This is a genomic window from Parasedimentitalea nitratireducens, from assembly GCF_057444295.1.
In genome coordinates this window covers 64,762-88,399 of the sequence record NZ_JBYAXC010000009.1, presented here as the reverse complement: position 1 = coordinate 88,399, position 23,638 = coordinate 64,762, and the positions used below count along the sequence as shown (strand labels likewise).

Below are 23,638 nucleotides of genomic sequence, written 5' to 3'. Positions count from 1 at the left end.
GAGCGGCAAGCCCATTGCCAATATCGTACCACCTTGCGATACCAAAGGCATGGAATCCTTTTTATACCAAGCCTCAATTTACCTTGCCGCCGCAGTTATCGCTGTGCCTTTTGCCGCCAGGCTAGGCCTTGGTTCAGTGCTGGGATACCTTGCTGCCGGGATCATAATAGGCCCGGTGCTTGGTCTTGTAGGCTCTGAAGCCCAGGATCTGCAACATTTCGCAGAATTTGGCGTGGTTATGATGCTGTTCCTGATTGGTCTCGAACTCGAGCCTCAAGCCTTATGGGCCATGCGCCACAAACTGGTTGGTCTGGGTGGATTGCAGGTCCTACTCAGCACACTCGCCCTTATGGCCGCCGCCATGGTGGCAGGCCAGGATTGGCAAGTTGCATTGGCTATCGGCCTGGCGTTGTCGCTGTCTTCAACCGCTATCGTACTTCAAACCCTTTCTGAGAAAGGACTGATGCAAACCGGCGGCGGGCGCGCCAGCTTCTCGGTTTTGCTGACCCAGGACATCGCGGTTATCCCGATCCTCGCCTTCCTGCCCCTGCTGGCAGCCCAGGCCTCGCTTCAAATAGCCCAGGATGGCTCGATTGAACGGGCCGCCGTTACTGTTGTAGACGACCACGGTGGTTTGTCCTTGGTCGAAGGCCTGCCAGGCTGGGCGGTCACGCTGGTCACAATAGGTGCCATTGGCCTGATTATTCTGGCGGGCATCTACCTGACCCGCCCCGTGTTCCGCTATATCCACGCCGCCAACCTGCGCGAGATGTACACCGCATTGGCGTTGCTGATCGTCGTTGGGATTTCCTTTTTGATGACACTCGTTGGCCTGTCACCTGCACTTGGCGCCTTTTTGGCGGGCGTGGTTCTGGCCAACTCCGAATTCCGCCACGAACTCGAAAGCGATCTTACCCCCTTCAAGGGCCTGCTGCTGGGGCTATTCTTCATCACTGTTGGCGCAGGTATCAATTACCGGCTGTTCCTGTCCGAGCCTGGCGATTTGATTGGCCTGGCACTGCTGGTGATCGTAGCCAAAGGCACCATCCTGTATTTTGTCGGACGTGCCTTTGGGCTGAAGCGACGCAATCGCTGGCTGTTCACCTTGGGTCTGGCTCAGGCAGGTGAGTTCGGCTTTGTCCTGCTCTCGTTCTCGCGCCAGCTGAATGTTATTCCCGCCGCATTGACCGAAAAGCTGTTGCTGATTGTCGCCCTGTCGATGCTGATCACGCCTTTGCTATTCATCATCTACGACCTGCTATCCAAACGGCTTGGCGATCCCAAAACCGAATTTGAACCCGACGAGATTGATGAAGAAGGACCAGTCATCATTGCTGGCATTGGTCGCTTTGGTCAAATCGTCAACCGGCTGATCCGCGCCAGCGGGATCAAAACCGTGGTGCTGGACTACGACATGAAAGCCATCCAGCTCATGCGCCGTTTTGGCGTCAAAGGCTTTCTTGGCGATCCAACCCGCCCCGAGTTGCTCAAGGCTGCGGGTCTGGCCAAAGCCCGCGTACTGGTTGTGGCTTTGGATGACCCCAAGAAAACAGTCCAGATGATCGTACAGGTACGCAAGGTCAGGCCCGACTTGCATATCGTTGCGCGTGCCCGTGATCGCACTCATGTTTTCGAACTTTATCAAGCGGGCGCCAATGATATCGTGCGCGAGGTCTTTGACAGCTCGCTTCGCGCCGGTCGCTATGTGCTGGAAAACATCGGTCTCAGCGAATATGAGGCCGCCCAAGCTGAACAAACGTTCTATGCACACGACCGGATGACAGTGCGCGATCTAGCCGACTATTGGAAACCCGGTGTGCCCTCCAGTCAGAACGAGGCCTATATTGACCGCGCGCGTGAGCTAGAGAAAGATCTCGAAACCGCACTGCTGGAACTGGCTGAGCAGAAAGAGAAAAAGCAGGCGTAAAAACCGCCTGCTCTCATTTACTTACCATGTCGTCGCCAGCGATCAGCCGTCGCTAACCCCGGCCTCGGCAAAGGTCGCCATTCCACTGTGACAAGCAATAGCCCCTTTCAGGATCTGTATGGCCAGAGCGGCGCCCGACCCTTCGCCCAGTCGCAATCCAAGCGCCAGCAGTGGCTCTTTACCAAGCTTGCTCAACAACGCCTGGTGCGCGCCTTCGGCGCTCTGATGACCTGCCACACAGTGATCAAGCGCACCGTCCGCACTTTGCGCCAAACAGGCAGCCGCCGCACAGCAAATGAACCCATCCAGAATGACCGGAATCCGCAACTGACGCGCAGCTGCAATCGCCCCTGCCATGGCGGCAATCTCGCGCCCGCCCAAACGGCCCAAGGCGTCGACACCATCCTTGATGCCAGCTTGATGCAACGCAACACCCTCGGCTACAACACGTGTTTTATTGGCCAGACCTGCGTCATCCACACCTGTGCCCCGCCCGGTCCAGTCAGCAGCCTCGCCGCCAAACAACACACAGGCCAGCGCCGCCGCCGGGGTAGTATTGCCAATACCCATCTCACCAACCACCATTAGGTCGGCCTCAGGATCAACAGACGTCCAGCCCGCCTGCAACGCCGCCAGCAGCTCTGCCTCATCCATTGCTGGGCTTTGGGTGAAATCCTTGGTAGGACGCTCCAGATCCAACGCCAACACGTCCATATTGGCGCCAGCCAGTTTGGCGAGCTGATTGATCGCTGCGCCGCCGTGTTCAAAGTTGATCACCATCTGCGCCGTAACCTCAGCCGGGAACGCCGATACGCCCTGGGCTGTGACTCCGTGATTGCCCGCGAAAATAACCACCTGAGGTTTCTGGATGTCCGGACGGTCTGTACCGCGCCATCCCCCATACCAGATCGCCAGTTCCTCTAGCCGAGCCAGGGCACCCGGTGGCTTGGTCAGCTGCCCATTGCGCTCGGCCGCTGCGGACTGCGCCACAAGGTCGGTGGCGGGCGCCTGCGACAGCAGGGTACGAAAGTGATCTAGGTCGGTCAGCGCTGGCAGCATAAAAAGCCTCGTTGCATCAAGGGGGGGGACGCGGGTAAAGCGGTGCAGACTGTTTAACCGCTGTACATTCATCCGCAAGTCCCGCAAGAGGCCCGCCAATGCGAAAAAACGACATACTGCGTGATATCGCTCTGTCTCTGGTCCTACTGACCCGCCTGCCACTGCCCGCATTGCCCAAACCTTGGTTTCAACATCAGGCGCGGGCTTCTTGGGCCTTCCCCTTGGCTGGGCTTGCGGTGTCACTACCTGCCTGTGCCATCGCCATGCTCGCCCTTTGGCTTGGCCTGCCCGCCAGTATCGCTGCCGGGCTACTGCTAGGTATGCAGATCCTGTTGACCGGCGCCATGCACGAAGACGGATTGGCGGATACAGCTGACGGTTTTTGGGGTGGATTTGCCCCGGAACGACGGTTGGAAATCATGAAAGACAGCCAGATCGGCAGTTATGGCGTATTGGCCCTGTTCCTGACCATCGGCCTGCGCTGGCTCGCCCTGTCGATCTTGCTCACTCAAGCTGGAATAGGACCGGTAATCGTACTGGCACTCTTCAGCCGGGCCGCAATGCCAGCTCTGATGGTATCCCTGCCACATGCGCGCTCATACGGCCTCTCGCAATCCGTCGGCCGCCCCCCCTATGCATCCTGCGCCCTAGGGATATGCCTGGCACTCACAGCTTCGCTCCTCATTATTGGGACCGCCACTTTTGCCTTGGTCGCAGCACTAGCCATGGTCAGCCTTGGCCTCGCGCTCGTTGCACGTGCTAAAATTGGCGGCCAAACAGGCGATGTCCTGGGGGCAACCCAACAGCTATGTGAAACGGTCGGCCTCTTGGCACTGCTGATAGTCTGACCGCCTCGGGCTTCATCTGGCCAAAAAAAACCAGGCGTGAATTGGCCAAACAGCCAAGAGGGGGCAGCGCCCCCTCCCCTGCATCAATTTCATCAGCCCCGTAACGAAAAAGGCCGCACCAAACAGGCACGGCCTTCTAATCTGTTTGTAAGTGTTGCTTACGCAGCAGCAGCTGTGCGCGATGACAACACATCACCAACCTGCTTGGCCGCCAGAAGCTCGTCGCCGCCGGCAACCGCAGCAACTTCACGGGTCAAACGCTCCAGAGCCGCTTCATACAGCTGACGCTCAGAATAGCTCTGCTCGCGCTGGTCATCGGTGCGGTGAAGATCGCGAACCACCTCGGCAATAGCGATAAGATCGCCCGAGTTAATTTTCTGTTCATATTCCTGCGCGCGACGCGACCACATGGCGCGCTTGACCTTGGCTTTGCCCTTCAAAGTCTTCATCGCATGGGCGATCACATCCGGCGAGCTCAGCGAGCGCATGCCCACTTCGACTGCCTTATTTGTTGGCACCCGCAGGGTCATCTTGTCCTTTTCAAAGGTGATCACGAACAGCTCCAGCGCAAAGCCGGCAACTTCCTGCTCTTCGACCGAGATGATTTGGCCAACGCCATGGGCCGGATAGACCACAAACTCGTTCGGGCGGAAGTCGAGCTTTTTCGATTTACTCATTCAGATCTTTCCTTGCTGTATACCGGCCTAGTTGGCCAAGAACCGGAGCATAACCAAGCACGCAAGCGATTCGAGACACAAAAGTGACCCGCTGATCAAAGGCATGGCGTGGCTAAACCACCCAAATGCGTGCATAATAACAGCACACGATCAGGATAGAGGCCGGTCGGTGAGTATGTTTGTCCCATCAGTATAACACAAAAAACGCCTAACCAAAAGCCAAGCGTCAGAAAAGGATAGCGAAAACTTGCGCCTTCAGTCCGCATGTAACTTTTGACTGCTAAGGTGCTGCTGCAGCGATAACAGGTCGCAGACCCTGCTTTAGCCGCCCTCACCTGGTGCTTCCGAGAAATACTTCTCCAGCTTTCCGGTCTCGCCGTCTTTGTCTTCGGCCCCCGGCAGCGGATCTTTCTTGGAAATGATCACCGGCCACAACTCGGCATACTTGCGATTGAACTCAACCCACTTGTCCATGTCAGGCTCGGTATCAGGGCGAATTGCATCAGCGGGACATTCAGGCTCACAAACGCCGCAATCGATACATTCATCGGGATGGATGACCAGAGTGTTTTCGCCTTCATAAAAACAATCCACCGGGCAAACTTCGACACAGTCGGTGTATTTGCAGGCGATGCAGTTGTCCGTAACGATGTAGGTCATTGGCCAGGTCCAGGTTGTCTCACGTGGCCTAGCTAAATCACCGCCCGCATGACTTCAAGATGTCAAAACACGTCTGATTGCCGCTTAAGGTCAAGCTGTCGGCGTTCTTTCTTGTTTGGGCGGCCTTTTCCCTCAAACCGGGGGCTGCGCGGAACATCTTCCTGCTTTTCGGTCATATCAAAGTACAGGGCTTGCGCCTCAGGGGCCGGTCCGCGCCGTGTGCCGATGGTCATAATGCGCACCACTCGGGTCTGGCGCCCCTGGGCAAAGGTCAACACATCGTCCGGCGCAACCATCTGCGCCGGTTTGGAAATCTTGTTGCCATTCAAACGGACATGACCCGCACTGATCTGTTTGCTGGCCAGGCTGCGGGTCTTGAAGAACCGCGCCTGCCACAGCCATTTATCAATGCGGATCTTGTCTGCCGTTTGCGACATCAGATCACTTACCCTGCTTCAACCCCATCAGCGCTGCGGCAAAGGGGTTGTCGGGATCGATCTTCTTTTCGGGCTTAGGTGGACGAGACGAGAAGGTTTTGGCCCCTTGCTGAGGACGACCACCCTTCTTGCCCGGGGCACCTTTGCCCTGCGGCTTGCCACCACGGCCTTTGCCTTGAGGTTTACCACGGCCTGCACCACCAGCATTTTGCTCGCGTCGTTGACCGCGCTGGCCGCCGCCCTGACGGGTGCGACCCCAAGTAAAGGTATAGAACTGCTCCATCTCTGGCTCAGCTTCAACAGCTTCGTCCTTGGCAGGTGCTTCTACTTCAGTGGCCTCGGCTGCCGCCTCGGTGCTTTCGGTAGCCTCGGCGGCTGTGGCCGTTTCTTCAGCCTGTGCAGGCTCCGTAGCCGTTTCGCCCTCGGCAGTCTCAGACCCGCTCGCCTTCTCGGCCTCAGGCTTAGGGTCTGCCGCTGGCTTGACCTTAGCGCGCTCGCCTTTTTCAGCTTTATAGCCCAAACCGCTCATCAGATCAGCGAATTGTTCCAGCGTCATGCCCGTGATCGACAACATATCAGGCTTGGCTTCGAACCCACCGCGGCTGTCTTCACCACGCAGCATGTCTGCCAGACGCTCCAGCATGTCGATGCGAATCGAACGCTCACCCGCGGCGCGATAGCCACACATGGTGTCATAGCCCTTGGGCGCAGCGGCGTCGGTTGGCACCGTGACCAATCCCGGAGGCGGTGCTTCGGGGAATTCCTGCAGATCCTGCGCCAACGACCACAACACCAGACGCAGACGCGTAGGTGCAGGCTTCAGCAGCAGCGGCATGAAAATGGTGAACTGACCAAAACGAATACCGTGCTTGCGCAGAGCGCCGCGCGAATCCTGATCCAGGTCTTTGACTTCTTGCGCCACATCGGCGCGTGGCAGGATACCCAGTGCTTCGACCATGCGGAAGGCAAAGCCCCGCGCCAGTCCGGTCAGCTCTTCGTCCTTTTGCAAGGCGATCAGCGGCTCAAACAACGCCGCAATCTTGCGACTGATAAAGTGCTGCAGGCGGCGTTCAACCTTTTGGGCAACGTCTGCACCGGCAGCATCATCAACAAAAACGGTAATGCCCGGAGTCAGGGGATCAGCACTGGCCGTCAATTTGCCAACTGCATGTTCGCCCCACATCAATCCACCCTGTTCGGTGAAATCAATCTCGGTATCGGGTGCGTTGTAAAACCGGTCGGCACGCAGATGGAACTGCGGTGCCAGGGCCTGCATCGAGGCAGCCTTGAGGGTCTTTGCCTCGGCTCCCTGAGCGCCTTTATCCGGTGAGAACCGGAATCCTTCCAGTCGACCAACGAATTCACCTTCGACGGTCACTTCACCCTTATCATTCACTTCGGCCAAGAGGGCCTCCTTCTGTTTGAGCCGGCGCAAGAGCACGGATGTGCGCCGGTCCACAAATCTCTGAGTCAAACGCTCGTGCAACGCATCCGACAACCTGTCTTCTACAGCGCGTGTTTCACTTCGCCAATGGCTTTCGTCACGAACCCAGCCTTTCCTTTGTGCGACATAGGTCCACGTACGGATAAAGGCCAACCGCTTGGACAGAGTATCAATATTGCCGTCGGTGCGGTCAATCAGCTTGATCTGACGTGCCAACCAGTCGTCTGGCACCACGCCCCGTTCGACCAAGTGGTCAAAAACAAGCCCTAGCAAGTTAGTATGTTCGGCATGTGACACACCCCGAAAATCCGGGATCCGACAAATATCCCACAGCAGCTTCACCCCCTGCCCGGTACTGGCGCGGGCTGAAATCAGCGAATCTTGCGACAGCGCCTTCAGCGTCCGCAGGTCATCGGCCTCGCGTGCTTTGAGCAGGTTTTCGCCGACCGGCGCCACTTCCAGCGAGCGGATCAGCGCTTCGGGTGAACCAAATTGCAAGTCGGATGAACGCCAGTTCAGTTTTTTAAGCGGGGTAAACTGGTGATTCATAATGGCCGAGGCCACGTAATCATCCAGCGGAGGCGCATCACCGGTGACCCCAAAACTACCATGGCTCATGCCACGCCCAGCGCGCCCAGCGATCTGCCCCAGCTCGTTCGGGGCCAAGGGACGCATGCGCTGTCCGTCAAACTTGTTCAGCGCTGAAAACGCCACGTGGTTGATGTCCAGATTCAGCCCCATACCAATGGCATCGGTGGCCACCAAATAGTCGACCTCGCCATTCTGATACATCTCAACCTGCGCGTTGCGGGTCCGGGGCGACAAGGCCCCCATCACCACCGCAGCGCCGCCTTTTTGGCGACGGATCAGCTCGGCGATGGCATAGACGTTATCAACCGAGAACCCAACAATGGCGCTGCGCGCTGGCATTCGGCTGATTTTCTTGGATCCACCATAGGCCAGTTCCGACATCCGTTCACGGTGCATGAACTGTGCCTCGGGCACCAGGGCCGAAATCGGCCCGCGCATGGTATCGGCGCCTAGGAACAGCGTTTCATTGGTGCCGCGCGCACGCAACAACCGGTCGGTGAACACATGGCCGCGTTCGGGATCGGCACAAAGCTGGATCTCGTCAATCGCCAGAAAATCGCAGCCCATACCCTCGGGCATGGCCTCGACGGTGCAGACCCAATACTTGGTGCGCGGCGGCACAATGCGCTCTTCTCCGGTGACCAAAGCCACCACCGAAGGCCCGCGAATGGCGACAATCTTATCGTAGACCTCGCGCGCCAACAGCCGCAGCGGCAGGCCAATAACCCCAGTGCGGTAGCCCAGCATTCGTTCGATTGCGTAGTGGGTTTTGCCAGTATTGGTCGGGCCTAATACGGCCACAACCCGAGATGCGCTCGTCATTGCATCAACCTTAATTACAGTTCTTTGCCCACAACAGAGGAGCGTAGTCGTTCCAAAGCAGTGGATACGTCCTTGTGGTGAGGATGTATAGCCTGTGCGCGCAGGTAAGCCTGAAAGGCGCGTTCAGGATCCCGGAAATGTTCGAATACACTGCCCAGCGCATAAATAGCGTTATAGTCACTGGGGTTCAGATACAGTGCCCGCTCAAGATCTGCGACGGCTGGCCCAAAACGATCACTCAGGAAATAAGCGTGCGCGCGCTGAAGCCAGCCATGGGAAAACTCAGGTGCGTGATCGGTCAAGGCCGTCAGATGCTCAATCGCAGCCTCCAGATCTCCACGCTCGATCGCATCCACGCCGCGTTTCAACAGAAGATCCATCGCAGCCGAGCCGCTCTTGCTCCACAAAGCCTGCAATTCGCGATCCAAATTGATCGCTGTGGACGAATCCGCCTCGGCCAACTCAGCCAATAGCGCTGTTTCATCTGCGGAATCCTGCGCATTTGCGCAAAATGGCAGAAAAAGACTGGCTGACAACAATGTTGCCGCCACGATAGCTTTGAGGTTCACAGAAGAAATGATCATGATACTGGCCAGTGTAACAACGCATACGACAAATTCCAGTGTTGACGGATAAGCTGTCACACAGTTGTGTGCGATCCAAGAAAGCAACAAGGACACCAAATGAGCGATATACTTGCCAAAGCCGCAGAAGCACTGAACGAAAAACTCTCCGGCGGAGATTTTTCAGCCTCGGCAAAATTTGAAATCGCCGATCTGGGCGCCATCGTTCTGGATGCCTCGGGTGCGCGGGTCAGTGACGATGACGCAGATGTCACCCTATCAGCCGACGCCGAAACATTCGAAGAGATCCTGAGCGGCGAGCTGAACCCAACCAGCGCCTTTATGTCCGGAAAACTGACTATCGATGGCGACATGGGCACAGCCATGCAACTTGCATCGGCGCTTGCCTGATGGACGCGCGCCCAAACGACCTGCAGCCCGCCCCGTTCTTTGCCGATATCGCCAAGGGACCTGCTGGCGGACAGGCGCATTGGGCGCAAACCAGCGATGGCCTGCGTATCCGCGTGGGCCATTGGCACCCCGAGAACGCCGACAAGGGAACGGTTCTCCTGTTTCCCGGGCGCACGGAATATATCGAAAAATATGGACCCGCAGCTCAGGACTTTGCGGATCGCGGCTATGCAACGCTGACCATCGACTGGCGCGGTCAGGGACTGGCTGACCGGATTCTGGATGATCCGCGACTGGGCCATATCGACCAGTTCACCAACTTTCAGCACGATGTCACAGCCGCCTTAGATCTTGCTGACCGTCTGGCGCTGCCCAAACCCTACTTCTTGCTTGGCCATTCTATGGGCGGCGCAATTGGATTGCGCGCGCTGATCAACGGCCTACCGGTTAAAGCCTGCGCCTTTACGGGCCCCATGTGGGATATCTATATCGCACCGGCCTTGAAACCGTTTGGAAAGCTGATGGGCAAGCTTGGCCCTGCTATCGGGCTGGGCGGTAAACTGGTCCCAACTCTATCGCTGCAAACCTATGTCATGGCACAAGACTTCCAAGGCAACAGCCTCACAACTGATCCAGACATGTACCAGTTCATGCGCGATCAACTACAGGCGCAGCCCGATCTGGCCTTGGGTGGCCCAACAATCAACTGGCTGGGCCAAGGTCTAAAAGACTGCGCCGAACTCGCGGCAATGGATTCTCCCATGCTGCCCTGCATCACCTTTTTGGGTGCTGACGAACAGATTGTGGATTGCCCCGCCATCCATGACCGAATGGCCCGCTGGCCTGGCGGCGAACTCGAAGTGGTGCCCAGCGCCCAGCACGAGGTGGTGATGGAAGTTCCCGCGATCCGCGCCCATGTATTTGACCGCATGTGCCGCCTGTTTGACCAATACCGCTAAGCAAACCCTTGCCGTTCTACAATAAAATCACCGTTTCAAGCGCTTCGTTGCGCTTGTGATCCCCCTGCCCGCGCCTTAGATGTTCTTGTAAACCCAAGACATAGAGGTGCACCATGTTCCAACTCCCCTTCCCCGTTCGCGACGCCAATGCCTCCTCTGGCTCTGATGAATTTGGCAATCTGCCCGAATGGGATCTTTCGGATCTCTACACCAGTGATGATGCACCCGAGCTAAAGCGCGACCTCGACTGGCTGGAAGACGAGTGTTCCTCCTTTGCTAAGGCTTATGAAGGCAAGCTGGCCATTCTGGACGATGCGGGCCTGTTGAACTGCGTGATGCGCAATGAAAAGATCAACAACAAGGCCGGCCGCATTATGTCCTACGCCGGTCTGCGCTACTATCAACTGACCACTGACTCTGACCGCGCCAAGTTCATGTCTGACATGCAAGAGGCGATCACCGTTTTCACCACCCCACTGGTCTTCTTCACGCTGGAACTGAACCGCATCGAAGACGAAACACTCAACGCGCATTTTAAGGCCAACGCCGATCTGGCCCGCTACAAGCCGGTCTTTGACCGCATCCGCGCCATGAAACCCTATCAGCTGTCGGATGAGCTGGAGAAATTTCTGCATGATCTCAGCGTTGTGGGTGATGCCTGGGAAAAACTGTTCGATGAAACCATCGCCGGGCTGACCTTTACCGTCGACGGTGAAGAGCTGAACATCGAAGGCACCCTGAACCTGCTCACCGAACAGGACCGTGCCAAACGCGAGGCCGCCACCCGCGAGCTTGCCAATGTGTTTCAGGACAACATCAAGATCTTTGCCCGCGTTCACAACACCCAGGCCAAGGAAAAAGAAATCGTCGACCGCTGGCGCGAAATGCCCTCGCCGCAGATGGGCCGCCACCTGTCCAACGATGTCGAGCCCGAGGTGGTCGAAGCCCTGCGCAGCGCCGTGGTTGCCGCCTACCCTAAGCTGTCGCACCGTTACTATGACCTGAAACGCAAATGGCTGGGTCTGGACCGCATGCAGGTCTGGGACCGCAACGCGCCCCTACCGATGGAAGACACCCGCACCGTCAATTGGGATGAAGCGGAATCCATCGTGATGGAGGCCTATAACGCCTTTGATCCGCGCATGGGTGAGCTGGCCAAACCCTTCTTCTCGGATGGCTGGATTGATGCAGCTGTTAAACCCGGCAAAGCCCCCGGTGCCTTTGCTCACCCCACCGTCACCGACGTGCACCCCTATGTGATGCTGAACTATCTGGGCAAACCGCGCGACGTGATGACATTGGCACACGAACTGGGCCACGGCGTACACCAGGTGCTGGCCGCCGCTCAGGGTGAAATGCTCTCATCCACCCCGCTGACCCTGGCCGAGACGGCATCCGTGTTTGGTGAAATGCTCACCTTCCGCAAGATGCTGGACAAGGCCGAAACCAAAGAACAGCGCAAGGTGCTGCTGGCGGGTAAGGTCGAAGACATGATCAACACCGTGGTTCGCCAAATTGCGTTCTACGACTTTGAATGCAAACTCCACGCCGCCCGCGCCGAAGGCGAACTCACCCCAGACGCCATCAACGCCCTGTGGATGTCGGTTCAGGCCGAAAGCCTGGGCGATTGCTTTGACTTCGTCGACGGCTACGAGACCTTCTGGGCCTATATCCCCCACTTCGTCCACTCGCCCTTCTACGTCTACGCCTATGCCTTTGGCGACGGACTGGTGAACGCGCTTTACTCGGTCTACGCCGAGGGCGACGAAGGCTTTGAGGATAAGTATTTCGAGATGCTCAAAGCCGGTGGTTCCAAACACCACAAAGAGCTGCTTGCCCCATTTGGCCTAGACGCTTCGGACCCCAAGTTCTGGGAAAAAGGCCTATCGATGATCTCTGGCTTCATTGACGAACTGGAAGCGATGGAGGAATGAAACCGCTTTTTCTAGCCTTAGGAATGCTGGCCAGTTCACCTGCACATGCAGAAACACTGGTCGGCAATTGGACATGCTCCGAAGAACACGAGCAAGGGCGCATGACTGCTGATATGAGCGTTTCAAAGTTCGGCCATTTTGAGGGAGTAGTGCAGCTTTCCTACACTAAAAACGGAGTTGTATTTGCAACGGCTCGGGCCAAGTATCATGCGAACTACAAAATTTCTGATGGCTATTTTGAAGACAATCCGATCTCAGCCAGAATTCTCTCGTTTACCTCAGGTGGAGTAGATATTCGCAATGGTCAGGAAGCCAAAACACTACTTAGTAGAATGCTGAAGGAGGGCGAAAGAAGCAAAGTCACTTTTCGCTCGCCTGACAACGTAGACTTTGTTCGCAAAGACGGATCTGCCGTATTTTGTGTCAGAAAAGCATCCGAACCTCCGATGTCTTAGACCAAAAGCTGGCAAGATGTGAACTGAAGCAAGAAAGCTTGTTTGGCCCGGCAACGCCAGGCCGCGCCTGACCTTCCCCCCGGGAAGGCGCTTTGCATCTCCCCAAGGTCAGACACGTCGTCTTTGTTCAACAGTTTTCGCCCAAATTCTTTACGCAGATCCAAGGACAGGCCATGAAAACCCAGTGCCATTGCGGACAGGTATCAATCAAACTGCCGTCCCTTCCCGACAAACTAAATCGATGTGGCTGCTCCATTTGCCGACGATACGGCGCGCTTTGGGGTTACTATGCACCGGAACAAATCAGCATTTCTGGAACAACCGACACTTACGTGTGGGGAGATCGGATGATAACATTCCATCGCTGCCAAAATTGTGGGGTTCTGACCCATTGGGCGGACATCGACAGCGGGATGAAACGATGCGGCATCAACATGCAGAATACAGAGCTTCGTGAACTCAACGGCATTCCAGAATATGACAGTCACGCGGCAGAAACCTAACAGCATTGTCTCCGGTCGCTGGGGCAGGCAAACTACATTTCATTAGCAATACATTTTCTAAGGTCTTCCATTGAGCTACACAGTTTTCCTCACTGACTTACTCCAAAACGAAGCCCTCCACAGCCTCCCCGCTATCTACCACCGAGTGCGCAACATCCCCTATGGCTCCACCGGCACCCGCGACCCACGCATGGTGGCCGAACTGAATGAGGGGTCCTGCTCGGCAAACACATCCTGCTGCGCGACCTTTTGCGTACCGCCGGATATCAGGCTGAAATCATTACGATGTTCACCTACTTCAACGAAAGCACGCCAACACACGAGAGCTTTCCCGCCGAGCTGAAAGAACTCTCAGCCAACAATCGCATTCCCGACTTTCACCACTACGTGCGCGTGCATACCCCGAATGGCCCGCTCAATCTGGATGCAACCTGGCATGACCAAATGATCCCACTTGGGTTTCCGGTGAACAACACCTGGCAGGGCAACGGTGACACCCAACTCGCCTCGATCTCGGAACGTGAATACCCCAATCAGGAAAATCTCATCGACTTCAAAAAGCAGTTGATTGAGACGCTCCCCGACAAAGACCGCATCATTCGGGCGCGGTACTTCTCTCTCGTCACCAATTGGATCGCAGCCCTGCCCTAACCATGTGCACAGGCTGGACCTACGCGCGCGATCCGCTGGCCCTACTCTCGCTAAATTTGGCTCCTACGCTGGCTAATACCAAAAGGAGCTAACATGACACGTTGGGTGGTACTCTTTGATGACATGCCGCAGATGCTCGATATTCGGGAAAGGCAAAACCTGCGCGACGCGCATGTTGCCTATGCAAAAGCCCACCCAGAACTGCTGATCGGTGGCGGACTAAAACCCGAGGTCGGTGGTGACTTCTGTGGCGCACTTTGGGTAGTCGAGACAGAAACCAAGGCCGAGGTCGAAACTCTGATTACCAAGGATCCATTTTATTTCCCCGAACTTCGGACCTATAAGATTTTCACCTGGGGCAAACTGCTCGAAGACCAGACTGCTGTTTTGTGAGGGGCAACCTGGATAATTGCCAGCCCAGACGAGTCAGATAACTGTCTCGTGTCTCTGAGACGAAGACCTTGAATTACTCTCCCGGTTCATTTGTTATGCCGTTCAAAGAGCGCAACACCCGCGTCTGACGCATATTTTCCCGGAGCATCAATGCCTTTCGTCGAACTACGTCCAGTATCACAGCAAGAATTCGACTTGGTCCGCCACATCCAAGTCACGGCTGATCAGGTGCTCTATTCCGGCACCATACTCCAAGCCTTCAATTCCCAAGAACCAGAGGTCGACTTCCACGCTGCTTTTGCTAGGGATTACGCCGTTGGCTTCTTCAAGATCGACCGGGGGTTTAGTGCCAAGAATGGCTTTGCCCATGACGGTGAGCTTGGTCTGCGCGCCTTCATGATCGACACCCTGCAACAGGGCAAAGGCTACGGCGTCACCACTGCACGCGCCCTGCGCAACTACCTGCCACGCCACTACTCCACTGCCCCGGCGATTGTGCTAACAGTCAATTTGGCCAATCCGGCCGCCTATGCTTGCTACAAAAAGGCTGGGTTCGTAGATACCGGCGAATTGTACACCAGCGGCATCGCAGGCCCGCAACACGTCATGCGGATGCCACTGGCATAACTCATCCAGACAATTTAAAAACTCGGAAACTTTACAATGACGTCCTTTTCAAAACGATACGCGGCAGGCGAACACCAAGAAGTCTGGCAGGAAATGGATAGCCAATGGGCTTCTTATGGCGAAACAATGGGCAGCGGAATCGATTGGGAGCGCCATTACAACGTTGATCGCAATGATGCCGAGGATGTCCTACAGCAAACATTCGAACGCGTTGCTCGCAATGCCGACCTACTTATCCAACGTTTACGGGAAACAGGCTACCGGTTTGAATGTGAAGCTGGACGCGACGGTGCCCCCTATGCCCCCCGCCGCAACGCAACCCAAGACGTGGCAACCTGCAAATCCGCGCTCGAAGCTGAATTTGGTGATCTAACCGTGTTTGATAAAAGCCTCTCCCCATTTCCGCTAGCACTCGAACGATTTGGTCAGATCGTCGGGTCGCTAGATCTGCGGCAACGATATCCGGCAACAGAGGCAACAGACCTGGCAGCCCTCGCACAAGACCTCAGATCTCAGCAATCCAGCCCCACTTCAGGCCTGGAATTCCTGTCTAATCCTGAGCTCCAACAAGCTGCGGAGGCCATGCTCAAATCCATCGAAGCTGCGACGCCTGCGAAAACGGAGCAAGAAGTCCAGCGAGAGCAACAAGTAGAAACTGAAGACCGTATCCCCCACCCGCACGCAGATGATGCTGTTCTATCTCGCTTGGGCGATTGGGATCCGCTTTGCGTCAACTTTGAGTATCTGGCCTATGATCTGACGGACGAAGAATCCGAACCCCATATTCTGGAACAGGGTGGCATTGCCTACTTCCCGGAATTTGCCCCCAGCTTTGAGCACAAGGCGGATGTGAGCGGTGGAAACAACCCGATGTTCAGATTCTCCAGCATCGCGCTCGACCCGATTATCTATGCTGAAGGCATCCAAATGCCCTTTACCACCTACCTGCGCAAAACCTTTGCGCGAGGCGGGTTCTTTGGTGTTCCTAGGCCGGCAAGGCGATTTGAAGGAGCATTGCAAGAAGTGGGAAGCGGCATACATCTGCCAGATCATCCGGTCTTCGAAAGCTTGAATAAGGACTTTCTGCCATTCTGACTAACCTGTTGCCTGCCCCTGTTGACTCATCTGTCAAATGAAACGCTTTGACGCCATCAAAACCCGGTTCCAACCCTTTATGTCTTGGGTGCGTCGGCGCGTGCCGCGCGGGTTGCGGCTGGTGCTTGGCATTCTGTTGATCACCGGTGGCTTTCTGGGATTCCTACCCATCCTCGGCTTTTGGATGATCCCATTGGGGATCATGGTCGCGGCCTTGGATGTGAAGCTCTACCGCCGTTGGCGCAAAGCCCGCCAGAACCGCACGGACACCTAAGTTTGCCTCCAATGCAAAAGGGCCTGCCCGGCCTTACGACCGGACAGCCCCCTTACTTGTTAAACGCCATCTGCCTAGTGCGACAGGAACACAAACCGGATCACAAACAGCCCAGCCACAATCCAGGTTGCCATGTGGACTTCTTTGCCTTTGCCGGTCAGCAGCTTCAGTGCCGCATAGCTGATGAAACCAAAGGCCAGACCGTTGGCGATCGAATAGGTAAAGGGCATGATCAGCGCCGTCAGCGCCGCAGGGGCTGCCTCGGTCACGTCGTCCCAGTCCACCTCGACCAGCTCGCGACACATCAGGGCCGCCACATAGAGCAGCGCCGGTGCAGTCGCCACGGCAGGAACCGAACCCGCCAGTGGGGCAAAGAACAGCGCCAACAGGAACAACCCTGCAATGACAACAGCCGTCAAACCGGTGCGACCACCCGCCTGCACACCCGACGCACTTTCGACATAGGCGGTGGTAGACGAGGTGCCCAGCAAGGAACCCGCCGCAATCGCGGTTGAATCTGCCATCAATGCCCGGCCCAGATTCTCATTCTTATGCGTTGGCCCCTCTTGCATCAGGCCTGCACGTTTGGCGACACCAATCAGCGTGCCAGTGGCGTCAAAAACCTCGACCAGAACAAACACCAGAACCACCTGAAAAATACCGGCACCCAGTGCGCCCCAGACATCCAGCTGCATAAAGGTCGGCGCAAAAGACGGCGGCATGGACATGACACCACCAAAGTCGGAATGCCCAACCAAAACCGATGTCACCGTCACCGCCAGAATACCAATCAGGATCGATCCACGCACGTTCAGCGCATCCAGCGCCGCGATCAGAAAGAACCCGCCAATGGCCAGCAGTGGCCCAGTCGCCGTCACATCACCCAGAGTCACAAAGGTCGCCGGGCTCGCCACGACGATACCGGATGATTTCAGCGCAATAATCGCCAGAAACATCCCGATCCCAGCTGCAATCGCATTGCGCATCGAGGCGGGAATTCCGGATATCAGCCAGCGCCGCACACCTGTCAGGGTCAACACCAGAAAAATCATCCCCGAGATGAACACCGCCCCCAATGCCTGTTGCCAGGTAAAGCCCATGGCTCCAACAACGGTAAAGGCAAAGAAAGCATTGAGCCCCATGCCGGGCGCCATGCCAATCGGCCAACGGGCCCAGACACCCATGATCAACGTGCCCAGTGACGCTGCCAAACAGGTGGCCACAAACACTGCGTCGCGATCCATGCCAGTTGACGACAGGATCTCCGGATTCACAAAGACGATATAGGCCATCGTTAAAAATGTGGTGATCCCCGCCACCACCTCGGTTTTGACGGATGTGCCGTGTTTTTTCAGTTCAAAATAGCTCTCAAGCAGACCTTGTTGCTCAATCTCTTGCGTTCTCTCGACCATAGTTCCTCCAGGTACAGGTCAGCCCACCCCAGCCGCTTCAAGCGCGGTGGACCTGATCTTGATCTGCCGATGTGGCGTTAAACCCGCTCCTTGGCCAAACTCTCCCTTATGGATTGGCCCGGGTCATGGGCAACTGATAGTGCGTCCAAGTCTTTCAAAACAGAAGCGACAGCACCAAAGCAGTTTCAAAGGAAAATTGAAAAAAGGTTTCGCCCTGCGAAATTGGCGCAAGTAGCGGCAGAAAACTGAACTATTTCAGCTGACTATCCTTTGAACCTCGGCGGTTTATCCCGCCCCGTTGTTGCCGGGCACCATCGCGTTCCTGCATGCATTCGATGCACAATTTGACGCCGGGCACAGCATTGCGGCGGGCTTCCGGAATGGGTTCTTCGCAGTCGGCACAATAAGTCAGGCTTTCCCCGACAGGATTTTTCCGAGCCTTCATCCGCGCCAACTCGTCACTGATCGAAGCCTCAATCTGCTCATTCACAGCGCCATCACGCGCCCAACCACCTGCCATAGCCCGGCCTCCAGTATTGTTGCGAACCTACCCGTTCAAGGGTCGCGCTACCTCAAACACCCGGTCAATCATATCCTGCGTTCCGCGAGAAAATTCCAGCGGGCAAGGATAATCAACCCCATCACGAACCGAACGCCCAAAAGCTTCGACCTGCAGCTTGTAGTGATCATCGGCCGGAAACCGTGTGACCTGAACCTCCAGTCCAGCGCGGTGCAATTCAACCCGTGCCTCGCCAAAGACACGCGCGTTAAACGGTGCCGTCAGCCGGATCACCCCCTTCTCGCCATGGAACAACATCTCCTGATAGGGATGCATACGAATGCTGACATAGGCGGAATAGGAAAATCCGGGGAACTGCGCCTGTACCTCGGCCAGCGCATCAACCCCATTCTCCCAGCGAATTTGCGCCGAGATTTCCTCGGGCTCCTGGCGCGTTGCATAGCGTGCGGCACCGAAAACATAGACACCAATGTCCCGCAAACCACCGCCGCCGGTTTCAGCCTTGTTACGGATGTTGTTGGTGTCCTCGCGGTTGTCGAATGAAAATTTACCACTTACATGTGCCAGCCTGCCAATCGCGCCGTCGTCAATCAGCCGACGCACCATCTGCCATTGTGGATGGTGTACGATCATATAGGCCTCGGCCGCCAACAGACCTGTCTCATCGCGCCTGGCGATAAGCTGATCAAACTCTTCAGCTTTCAGCGTCATCGGTTTTTCACACAAGACATGTTTGCCCGCCTCCATTGCCTTGAGGCTCCACTCCACATGCATATGATTGGGCAATGGCACGTATACGGCGTCTATGTCAGGATCAGCCAGCAGAGCGTCGTAGTCATCATAGATTTTCAGGTCGGGGCAAAACGCCTGAAATGGCTCTGCTTTGGCCGGATCAGACGTTGCCAGCGCCACCAAATGCGCGCCTTCGGCAGCATGAATGGCGGGCCCCATATACTGTCGAGCAAACTTGGCAGCCCCTAGTATTCCCCATCTGACAGGTTTTTGCATCCATATCACTCCTGATTGAAGCACCAGTTTACTTCGGCCACCACCGTCGGCAAGAGCTGTTGACCTAATGTTTTCATTGCACCTACGGCCCCCTGCCCTAGGCTGCGCAAAATGAATTTCAGGGAGTAACTAGGAATGAGAACATTCGGAAAATGGCTGGGACGGTTGCTTGTGCTCGCAATTATCGCCTTAGTGCCCGTATTGGTCTTTGTGCCCGCTTATATCGAGGAATCCCGCAATGTGGTGGCCGAACATGAGCCCTATCCGGTCTCACCCGAAGCCGCAGCCCTGCACGAAAGCCTGCTGATCGGAGATTGGCACGCTGATCCATTGTTGTGGAACCGTGATCTAAGCAAACGCGGTGACCGGGGGCAGATGGATATCCCACGTCTGATCGAAGGCAATGTGGCCCTGCAGATGTTCACCGCCGTGACCAAATCCCCAGCCGGTCAGAACTATGATCACAACGAAACAGATGCGATGGACAACATCACCCTGCTCGCCGTTGCGCAGATGTGGCCACCACGCACCTGGAACTCGCTCTACCAGCGCGCGCTGTATCAGGCCGAAAAGCTGCACAAAGTCAAAGACCGCTCGGGCCGCAGCCTGCGTATTATCCGCACTGAAGCTGATCTGGATGCTTTAATGGCGCTGAAACTGGCGGGTGAACCGGTGGTTGGTGGCTTGTTGGGAATAGAAGGAGCCCATGCCCTAGATGGAGATCTAAACAACCTCCAGGGCCTACAGGATGCAGGCTTCACGATGGTTGCTCTGCACCACTTTTTTGATAACAGGCTGGGTGGTTCACTGCACGGCAATGGCAACAAAGGGCTCACCGATTTTGGCCGCGAAGTTGTGCAGGCCGTTGCTGATCGTGGTCTCATCTTGGATGTGGCCCACTCCAGCCCGCAGGTTGCACGCGATGTCATCGCAATGACAGATATCCCGCTGGTCGTTTCGCACACCGGTCTCCACAGCAATTGTGAGGTGAAACGCAATTTCCCCGATGACTTGATGAAAGAAATCGCTGCCACAGGTGGGGTTATCGGTATTGGGTATTGGGCAGATGTTACCTGCGATGATAGCCCGGCTGGTATCGCAAAAACCATCAAGGCCGCAATCGAGGTTATTGGCGAAGACGCTGTATCACTGGGGTCCGACTTTGACGGCTCAGTGACCACCGCGTTTGACACATCCGAACTGGCTGCCTTGACGCAGGCCATGATGGACGCAGGACTGACCGAACAGCAGATCCGAAAGGTTGCGGGCGAAAACATGCTACGCGTTCTGCGGGCGCGGCTCGACTAATTCCTTACACAGGTGAAGCACTTCCAAAAAACCGTCCAGCATATCTGGGCGGTTTTTCTATACCCTCAGGAAACACCTACCTTTTTGCTCCGCTTTACAATCCTGATAATTACATTCAATTATTTGATTTATAACAATTATTCTTGACGCCACCGAAGGATTTCCATATCCAATTCTCAAGACAGGCAGCAAGCCAGAAACACCAGGCCGCCAGCATCCAGCTAATCCAGCCAGTCCTACGGGGCATGCCAGACAGCCAGACACGCCAGCTCCCCAGATCAATTTCAGCCAGCCAAGTCCGCTAGGATAGTCCCAGCAAGCCCGTGCAGTGTCTCTTAATCAGCCAGCCCCCCGCCAGCACCGATAGCGACACAGGTCCCTAGGCCCTCTCCAGGTATCGTGCAAGCCATCAAACGCAAAAAGGCGGTGCATCAGCACCGCCTTCTTTCTTATCCAGAGCTCTATGTCGCTGATTAGCTCAGCGCCAACATGCCCTTGGCTTGCGCCAGTTCGCGCATCTTCTTCTGCAGCTTCTCAAACGCGCGTACTTCAATCTGACGGATCCGCTCGCGGCTGACTTCGTACTGACCGCTCAGCTCTTCCAGCGTCTTAGCTTTCTCGGCCAAACGACGCTGTGTCAGAATGTCCTTCTCACGATCGTTCAGCACGTCCAGGGCTTCCCCCAGCAACTCACGACGCGCTTCCAACTCGTTACGCGCCTCATAGTCACCGGCTTGATCGGCATCTTCGTCTTCCAGCCAATCCTGCCACTGCATGGTGCCTTCGCCCTCGGAGCCAACCGTGGCGTTCAGCGATGCATCGCCACCCGACATCCTCCGGTTCATCGAGATCACCTCGGCCTCGGTCACGCCCAGATCAGTTGCGATCCGCTTGACGTTGTCCGGGTGCATGTCGCCATCTTCCAGCGCACCGATACGGGCCTTGGCTTTGCGCAGGTTAAAGAACAGCTTCTTTTGCGCAGAGGTTGTGCCCAGCTTCACCATCGACCAGGACCGCAGGACGTATTCCTGGATCGAGGCGCGGATCCACCACATTGCATAGGTCGCAAGGCGGAAACCCTTTTCAGGATCAAAGCGCTTTACCGCCTGCATCAGGCCAACGTTGGCCTCTGAAATCACTTCGGCCTGGGGCAACCCATAACCGCGATAACCCATGGCAATCTTAGCAGCCAAACGCAGGTGCGAGGTGACCATACGGTGCGCAGCACCTGAGTCTTCCTTTTCCACCCAGGCCTTGGCCAGCATGTATTCTTCTTCCGGTTCCAACAAAGGAAACTTGCGGATTTCCTGCATATAGCGGTTCAGACCGCCCTCAGGTGTTGGTGCTGGTAGGTTCTTAAAGTTCGCCATGTAGTGTGCCCCTCCCTAATGTATAAGGACTTAACATATCATCATATGGGTCAGCACTTTTTCTCTTTCAAGAGGTGCCTTAGCGTTTTGATATACTAACACGCGAAGAGCCGTCTGTGATCTGCTTCACAGGGATGTTCAAAATGTTGCCGAATTCTATGATTTTTGCACATCGGCCATATAAGTAAGGGCCCCGAACGCCCGATTTATCTACCGGCCAGCACAGCTCAGGTAGTCCTAAACAGTGAAAAGGCCTAGGCAGCAACCTGCCGCAGGGTCTCCATCAAGGCCTCCATGTCATCCGGCATCGGTGCTTCGAACCGAATGTTTTCGCCTGAAACCGGGTGCACAAAACCTAAAACCGCCGCATGCAGCGCTTGGCGAGGGAAGGCCCTCAGAGCGTCATGTGCTGCCGGAGCCAGTGACTTGGCCGCCAGCTTGCGCTTGCCGCCATAGGTTGGATCCCCCACCAACCCGTGACCGGCATGGGCCATATGCACGCGGATTTGATGGGTACGGCCGGTTTCCAGCCAACATTCGACCAGCGCAACCACGCCGGGATTGCCAAAGGGCTCAACAATCCGCGCCCGCGTCACCGCATGCCGGCCGCCTTGAAACATCACCGCCTGTTTCTGACGGTCATGCTTGTGCCGCGCCAGTTGCGTGGTCAGTTTCAAAATGTTGCCAGGTTCAAAGCTGGTGCCCTTGATCCCGCGCAGACGCGGATCATTGGCATCCGGCACACCGTAACAGATCGCGCGGTAGTACCGTTCCACCGTGTGTTTCTCGAACTGCGCCGCCAACCCTTGGTGCGCGACATCTGATTTGGCCACCACCAGCAGTCCGCTGGTTTCCTTGTCGATCCTATGCACAATGCCGGGGCGTTTCACCCCGCCAACACCCGACAGGTTGTCCCCACAGTGATGCAACAGCGCATTGACCAAAGTACCCGACGGCGTCCCAGGTGCAGGATGCACTACCGTGCCTACGGGCTTGTTGATTACAATCAGGTCGTCGTCTTCATAGACAACATCCAGCGTGATATCTTCGGGGCCGATATGGCTGTCTTCAGCCTCTTCCACACTAACCACGATCACCGCACCTTCAGCCACCTTGGCCTTGGGATCCGTCACCGCAGCGCCATCCACGCTCACCGCGCCGTCGGCAATCAGCCGCGCCAATCGGGTGCGCGATAGGGTTGCTTCTACTGGCACATCCCGCGAAAGCGCCTTATCAAGCCGCTTAGGCGGATTTTCCGCAATGACAAACTCAATCTGGCGGCTGCCCATGACACGTCCTTCCGAACCTAAAGTCCAAGAACCACCCCAGATAAAATTCCTGCGGCGGCTGGTGACCACGCTTACCGTGGTCATGATTGGCGGGCTTGTAGTGGTTATCAGCCTGCTTGTCATCCGTTTGTCTGATAAAGATGTGGCCCTGCCCGAAACCATCACCCTGCCCGATGGCACAACCCCCACAGCTGTTACCTTTGGACCGGGTTGGATTGCCGTAGTCAGCAATGACAATCGCATCCTGATCATGGATGCCACCAGCGGCGAACTCCGCCAGACAATTGACATCGACTAAAGCAACCCAACAGGGCGCGTCTTTCTTCACTTTTAGGCCTCACCGTGAACACTGCTTGATTCATCGCGCAAATGGACACAACATGTGCAAGTGAGGCCAAAAG

General features: G+C 56.2%; 25 protein-coding genes. 14 read left to right on the top strand and 11 right to left on the bottom strand.

The genetic code is table 11. The features are described from left to right. Window positions 1-49: 49 nt before the first annotated feature. Window positions 50-1,927, top strand: coding sequence for a monovalent cation:proton antiporter-2 (CPA2) family protein (locus AC2T28_RS19900; RefSeq protein ID WP_486750401.1), 1,878 nt, complete (start codon window positions 50-52; stop codon window positions 1,925-1,927). A 42-nt stretch (window positions 1,928-1,969) separates the two neighbouring features. Here the strand turns inward: AC2T28_RS19900 and cobT are convergent, their stop codons facing one another. Next, window positions 1,970-2,986 (bottom strand): nicotinate-nucleotide--dimethylbenzimidazole phosphoribosyltransferase, encoded by a 1,017-nt coding sequence (gene cobT / locus AC2T28_RS19895; protein ID WP_486750400.1) that lies wholly within the window; start codon window positions 2,984-2,986, stop codon window positions 1,970-1,972. 98 nt (window positions 2,987-3,084) lie between these two features. Between cobT and AC2T28_RS19890 the strand changes: the two genes are divergently transcribed. Further along, window positions 3,085-3,834 (top strand): adenosylcobinamide-GDP ribazoletransferase, encoded by a 750-nt coding sequence (locus AC2T28_RS19890; RefSeq protein ID WP_486750399.1) that lies wholly within the window; start codon window positions 3,085-3,087, stop codon window positions 3,832-3,834. Window positions 3,835-3,992: 158 nt separating this feature from the next. Here the strand turns inward: AC2T28_RS19890 and AC2T28_RS19885 are convergent, their stop codons facing one another. The 5 genes from AC2T28_RS19885 to AC2T28_RS19865 form a co-directional block, all read right to left on the bottom strand. Continuing rightward, window positions 3,993-4,511, bottom strand: coding sequence for a CarD family transcriptional regulator (locus AC2T28_RS19885; RefSeq protein ID WP_486750398.1), 519 nt, complete (start codon window positions 4,509-4,511; stop codon window positions 3,993-3,995). Window positions 4,512-4,832: 321 nt separating this feature from the next. Continuing rightward, entirely contained in the window at window positions 4,833-5,171 is a 339-nt protein-coding gene (gene fdxA, locus AC2T28_RS19880) for a ferredoxin FdxA (protein WP_486750397.1), read from the bottom strand. Window positions 5,172-5,233: 62 nt separating this feature from the next. Then, complete coding sequence (locus AC2T28_RS19875; protein ID WP_486750396.1) at window positions 5,234-5,608, bottom strand: RNA-binding S4 domain-containing protein; 375 nt, start codon at window positions 5,606-5,608, stop codon at window positions 5,234-5,236. 4 nt (window positions 5,609-5,612) lie between these two features. Then, window positions 5,613-8,465: a helicase-related protein gene (locus AC2T28_RS19870; protein ID WP_486750395.1), complete on the bottom strand. Its 2,853-nt coding sequence runs from the start codon at window positions 8,463-8,465 to the stop codon at window positions 5,613-5,615. Between the two features lie 14 nt (window positions 8,466-8,479). Beyond that, window positions 8,480-9,049: a tetratricopeptide repeat protein gene (locus AC2T28_RS19865; RefSeq protein WP_486750394.1), complete on the bottom strand. Its 570-nt coding sequence runs from the start codon at window positions 9,047-9,049 to the stop codon at window positions 8,480-8,482. A 99-nt stretch (window positions 9,050-9,148) separates the two neighbouring features. Here AC2T28_RS19865 and AC2T28_RS19860 point away from each other — a divergent pair, with 99 nt between their 5' ends. The 10 genes from AC2T28_RS19860 (at window position 9,149) to AC2T28_RS19815 (ending at window position 16,330) form a co-directional block, all read left to right on the top strand. Then, window positions 9,149-9,439: an SCP2 sterol-binding domain-containing protein gene (locus AC2T28_RS19860; RefSeq protein WP_486750393.1), complete on the top strand. Its 291-nt coding sequence runs from the start codon at window positions 9,149-9,151 to the stop codon at window positions 9,437-9,439. Continuing rightward, window positions 9,439-10,398, top strand: a complete 960-nt coding sequence (locus AC2T28_RS19855; RefSeq protein WP_486750392.1) for an alpha/beta hydrolase — start codon at window positions 9,439-9,441, stop codon at window positions 10,396-10,398. Before AC2T28_RS19860 ends, AC2T28_RS19855 begins: the two co-directional genes overlap by 1 nt. Window positions 10,399-10,511: 113 nt before the next feature. After that, window positions 10,512-12,332, top strand: coding sequence for a M3 family oligoendopeptidase (locus AC2T28_RS19850; RefSeq protein WP_486750391.1), 1,821 nt, complete (start codon window positions 10,512-10,514; stop codon window positions 12,330-12,332). Next, window positions 12,329-12,787 carry a hypothetical protein gene (locus AC2T28_RS19845; RefSeq protein WP_486750390.1) on the top strand — a complete coding sequence of 153 codons (459 nt, stop codon included), beginning with the start codon at window positions 12,329-12,331 and terminating at the stop codon, window positions 12,785-12,787. Before AC2T28_RS19850 ends, AC2T28_RS19845 begins: the two co-directional genes overlap by 4 nt. 173 nt (window positions 12,788-12,960) lie before the next feature. After that, on the top strand, window positions 12,961-13,290 hold the full coding sequence (locus AC2T28_RS19840) for a GFA family protein (protein ID WP_486750389.1): 330 nt from the start codon (window positions 12,961-12,963) through the stop codon (window positions 13,288-13,290). 249 nt (window positions 13,291-13,539) lie between these two features. Next, window positions 13,540-13,941, top strand: a complete 402-nt coding sequence (locus AC2T28_RS19835; protein ID WP_486750388.1) for a hypothetical protein — start codon at window positions 13,540-13,542, stop codon at window positions 13,939-13,941. Window positions 13,942-14,034: 93 nt separating this feature from the next. After that, window positions 14,035-14,334: a YciI family protein gene (locus AC2T28_RS19830; protein ID WP_486750387.1), complete on the top strand. Its 300-nt coding sequence runs from the start codon at window positions 14,035-14,037 to the stop codon at window positions 14,332-14,334. A 150-nt stretch (window positions 14,335-14,484) separates the two neighbouring features. Continuing rightward, window positions 14,485-14,961, top strand: coding sequence for a GNAT family N-acetyltransferase (locus AC2T28_RS19825; protein ID WP_486750386.1), 477 nt, complete (start codon window positions 14,485-14,487; stop codon window positions 14,959-14,961). A gap of 36 nt (window positions 14,962-14,997) precedes the next feature. Continuing rightward, window positions 14,998-16,056, top strand: a complete 1,059-nt coding sequence (locus tag AC2T28_RS19820) for a hypothetical protein (RefSeq protein WP_486750385.1) — start codon at window positions 14,998-15,000, stop codon at window positions 16,054-16,056. A 37-nt stretch (window positions 16,057-16,093) separates the two neighbouring features. Continuing rightward, window positions 16,094-16,330: a hypothetical protein gene (locus AC2T28_RS19815; protein WP_486750384.1), complete on the top strand. Its 237-nt coding sequence runs from the start codon at window positions 16,094-16,096 to the stop codon at window positions 16,328-16,330. A gap of 74 nt (window positions 16,331-16,404) precedes the next feature. On the opposite strand, the gene AC2T28_RS19810 is transcribed toward AC2T28_RS19815, so the two are convergent. The 3 genes from AC2T28_RS19810 to AC2T28_RS19800 form a co-directional block, all read right to left on the bottom strand. Then, complete coding sequence (locus AC2T28_RS19810) at window positions 16,405-17,742, bottom strand: NCS2 family permease (RefSeq protein ID WP_486750383.1); 1,338 nt, start codon at window positions 17,740-17,742, stop codon at window positions 16,405-16,407. A 250-nt stretch (window positions 17,743-17,992) separates the two neighbouring features. Then, window positions 17,993-18,262 carry a DksA/TraR family C4-type zinc finger protein gene (locus AC2T28_RS19805; RefSeq protein WP_486750382.1) on the bottom strand — a complete coding sequence of 90 codons (270 nt, stop codon included), beginning with the start codon at window positions 18,260-18,262 and terminating at the stop codon, window positions 17,993-17,995. 27 nt (window positions 18,263-18,289) lie between these two features. Next, window positions 18,290-19,270: a Gfo/Idh/MocA family protein gene (locus AC2T28_RS19800; RefSeq protein ID WP_486750381.1), complete on the bottom strand. Its 981-nt coding sequence runs from the start codon at window positions 19,268-19,270 to the stop codon at window positions 18,290-18,292. Between the two features lie 135 nt (window positions 19,271-19,405). On the opposite strand from AC2T28_RS19800, the gene AC2T28_RS19795 reads away from it, so the two are divergent. Then, on the top strand, window positions 19,406-20,578 hold the full coding sequence (locus tag AC2T28_RS19795; protein ID WP_486750380.1) for a dipeptidase: 1,173 nt from the start codon (window positions 19,406-19,408) through the stop codon (window positions 20,576-20,578). 473 nt (window positions 20,579-21,051) lie between these two features. Here the strand turns inward: AC2T28_RS19795 and rpoH are convergent, their stop codons facing one another. Together rpoH and AC2T28_RS19785 are read right to left on the bottom strand one after the other, a co-directional pair. Next, a complete protein-coding gene (gene rpoH, locus AC2T28_RS19790; RefSeq protein ID WP_486750379.1) occupies window positions 21,052-21,948 on the bottom strand; it encodes an RNA polymerase sigma factor RpoH in 897 nt (298 codons plus the stop codon). A gap of 254 nt (window positions 21,949-22,202) precedes the next feature. Beyond that, window positions 22,203-23,237: an RluA family pseudouridine synthase gene (locus tag AC2T28_RS19785; RefSeq protein WP_486750378.1), complete on the bottom strand. Its 1,035-nt coding sequence runs from the start codon at window positions 23,235-23,237 to the stop codon at window positions 22,203-22,205. Here AC2T28_RS19785 and AC2T28_RS19780 point away from each other — a divergent pair. Beyond that, window positions 23,236-23,535, top strand: a complete 300-nt coding sequence (locus tag AC2T28_RS19780; protein WP_486750377.1) for a DUF6476 family protein — start codon at window positions 23,236-23,238, stop codon at window positions 23,533-23,535. The two genes, AC2T28_RS19785 and AC2T28_RS19780, sit on opposite strands and share 2 nt — an antisense overlap. The last annotated feature ends 103 nt before the right edge of the window (window positions 23,536-23,638 follow it).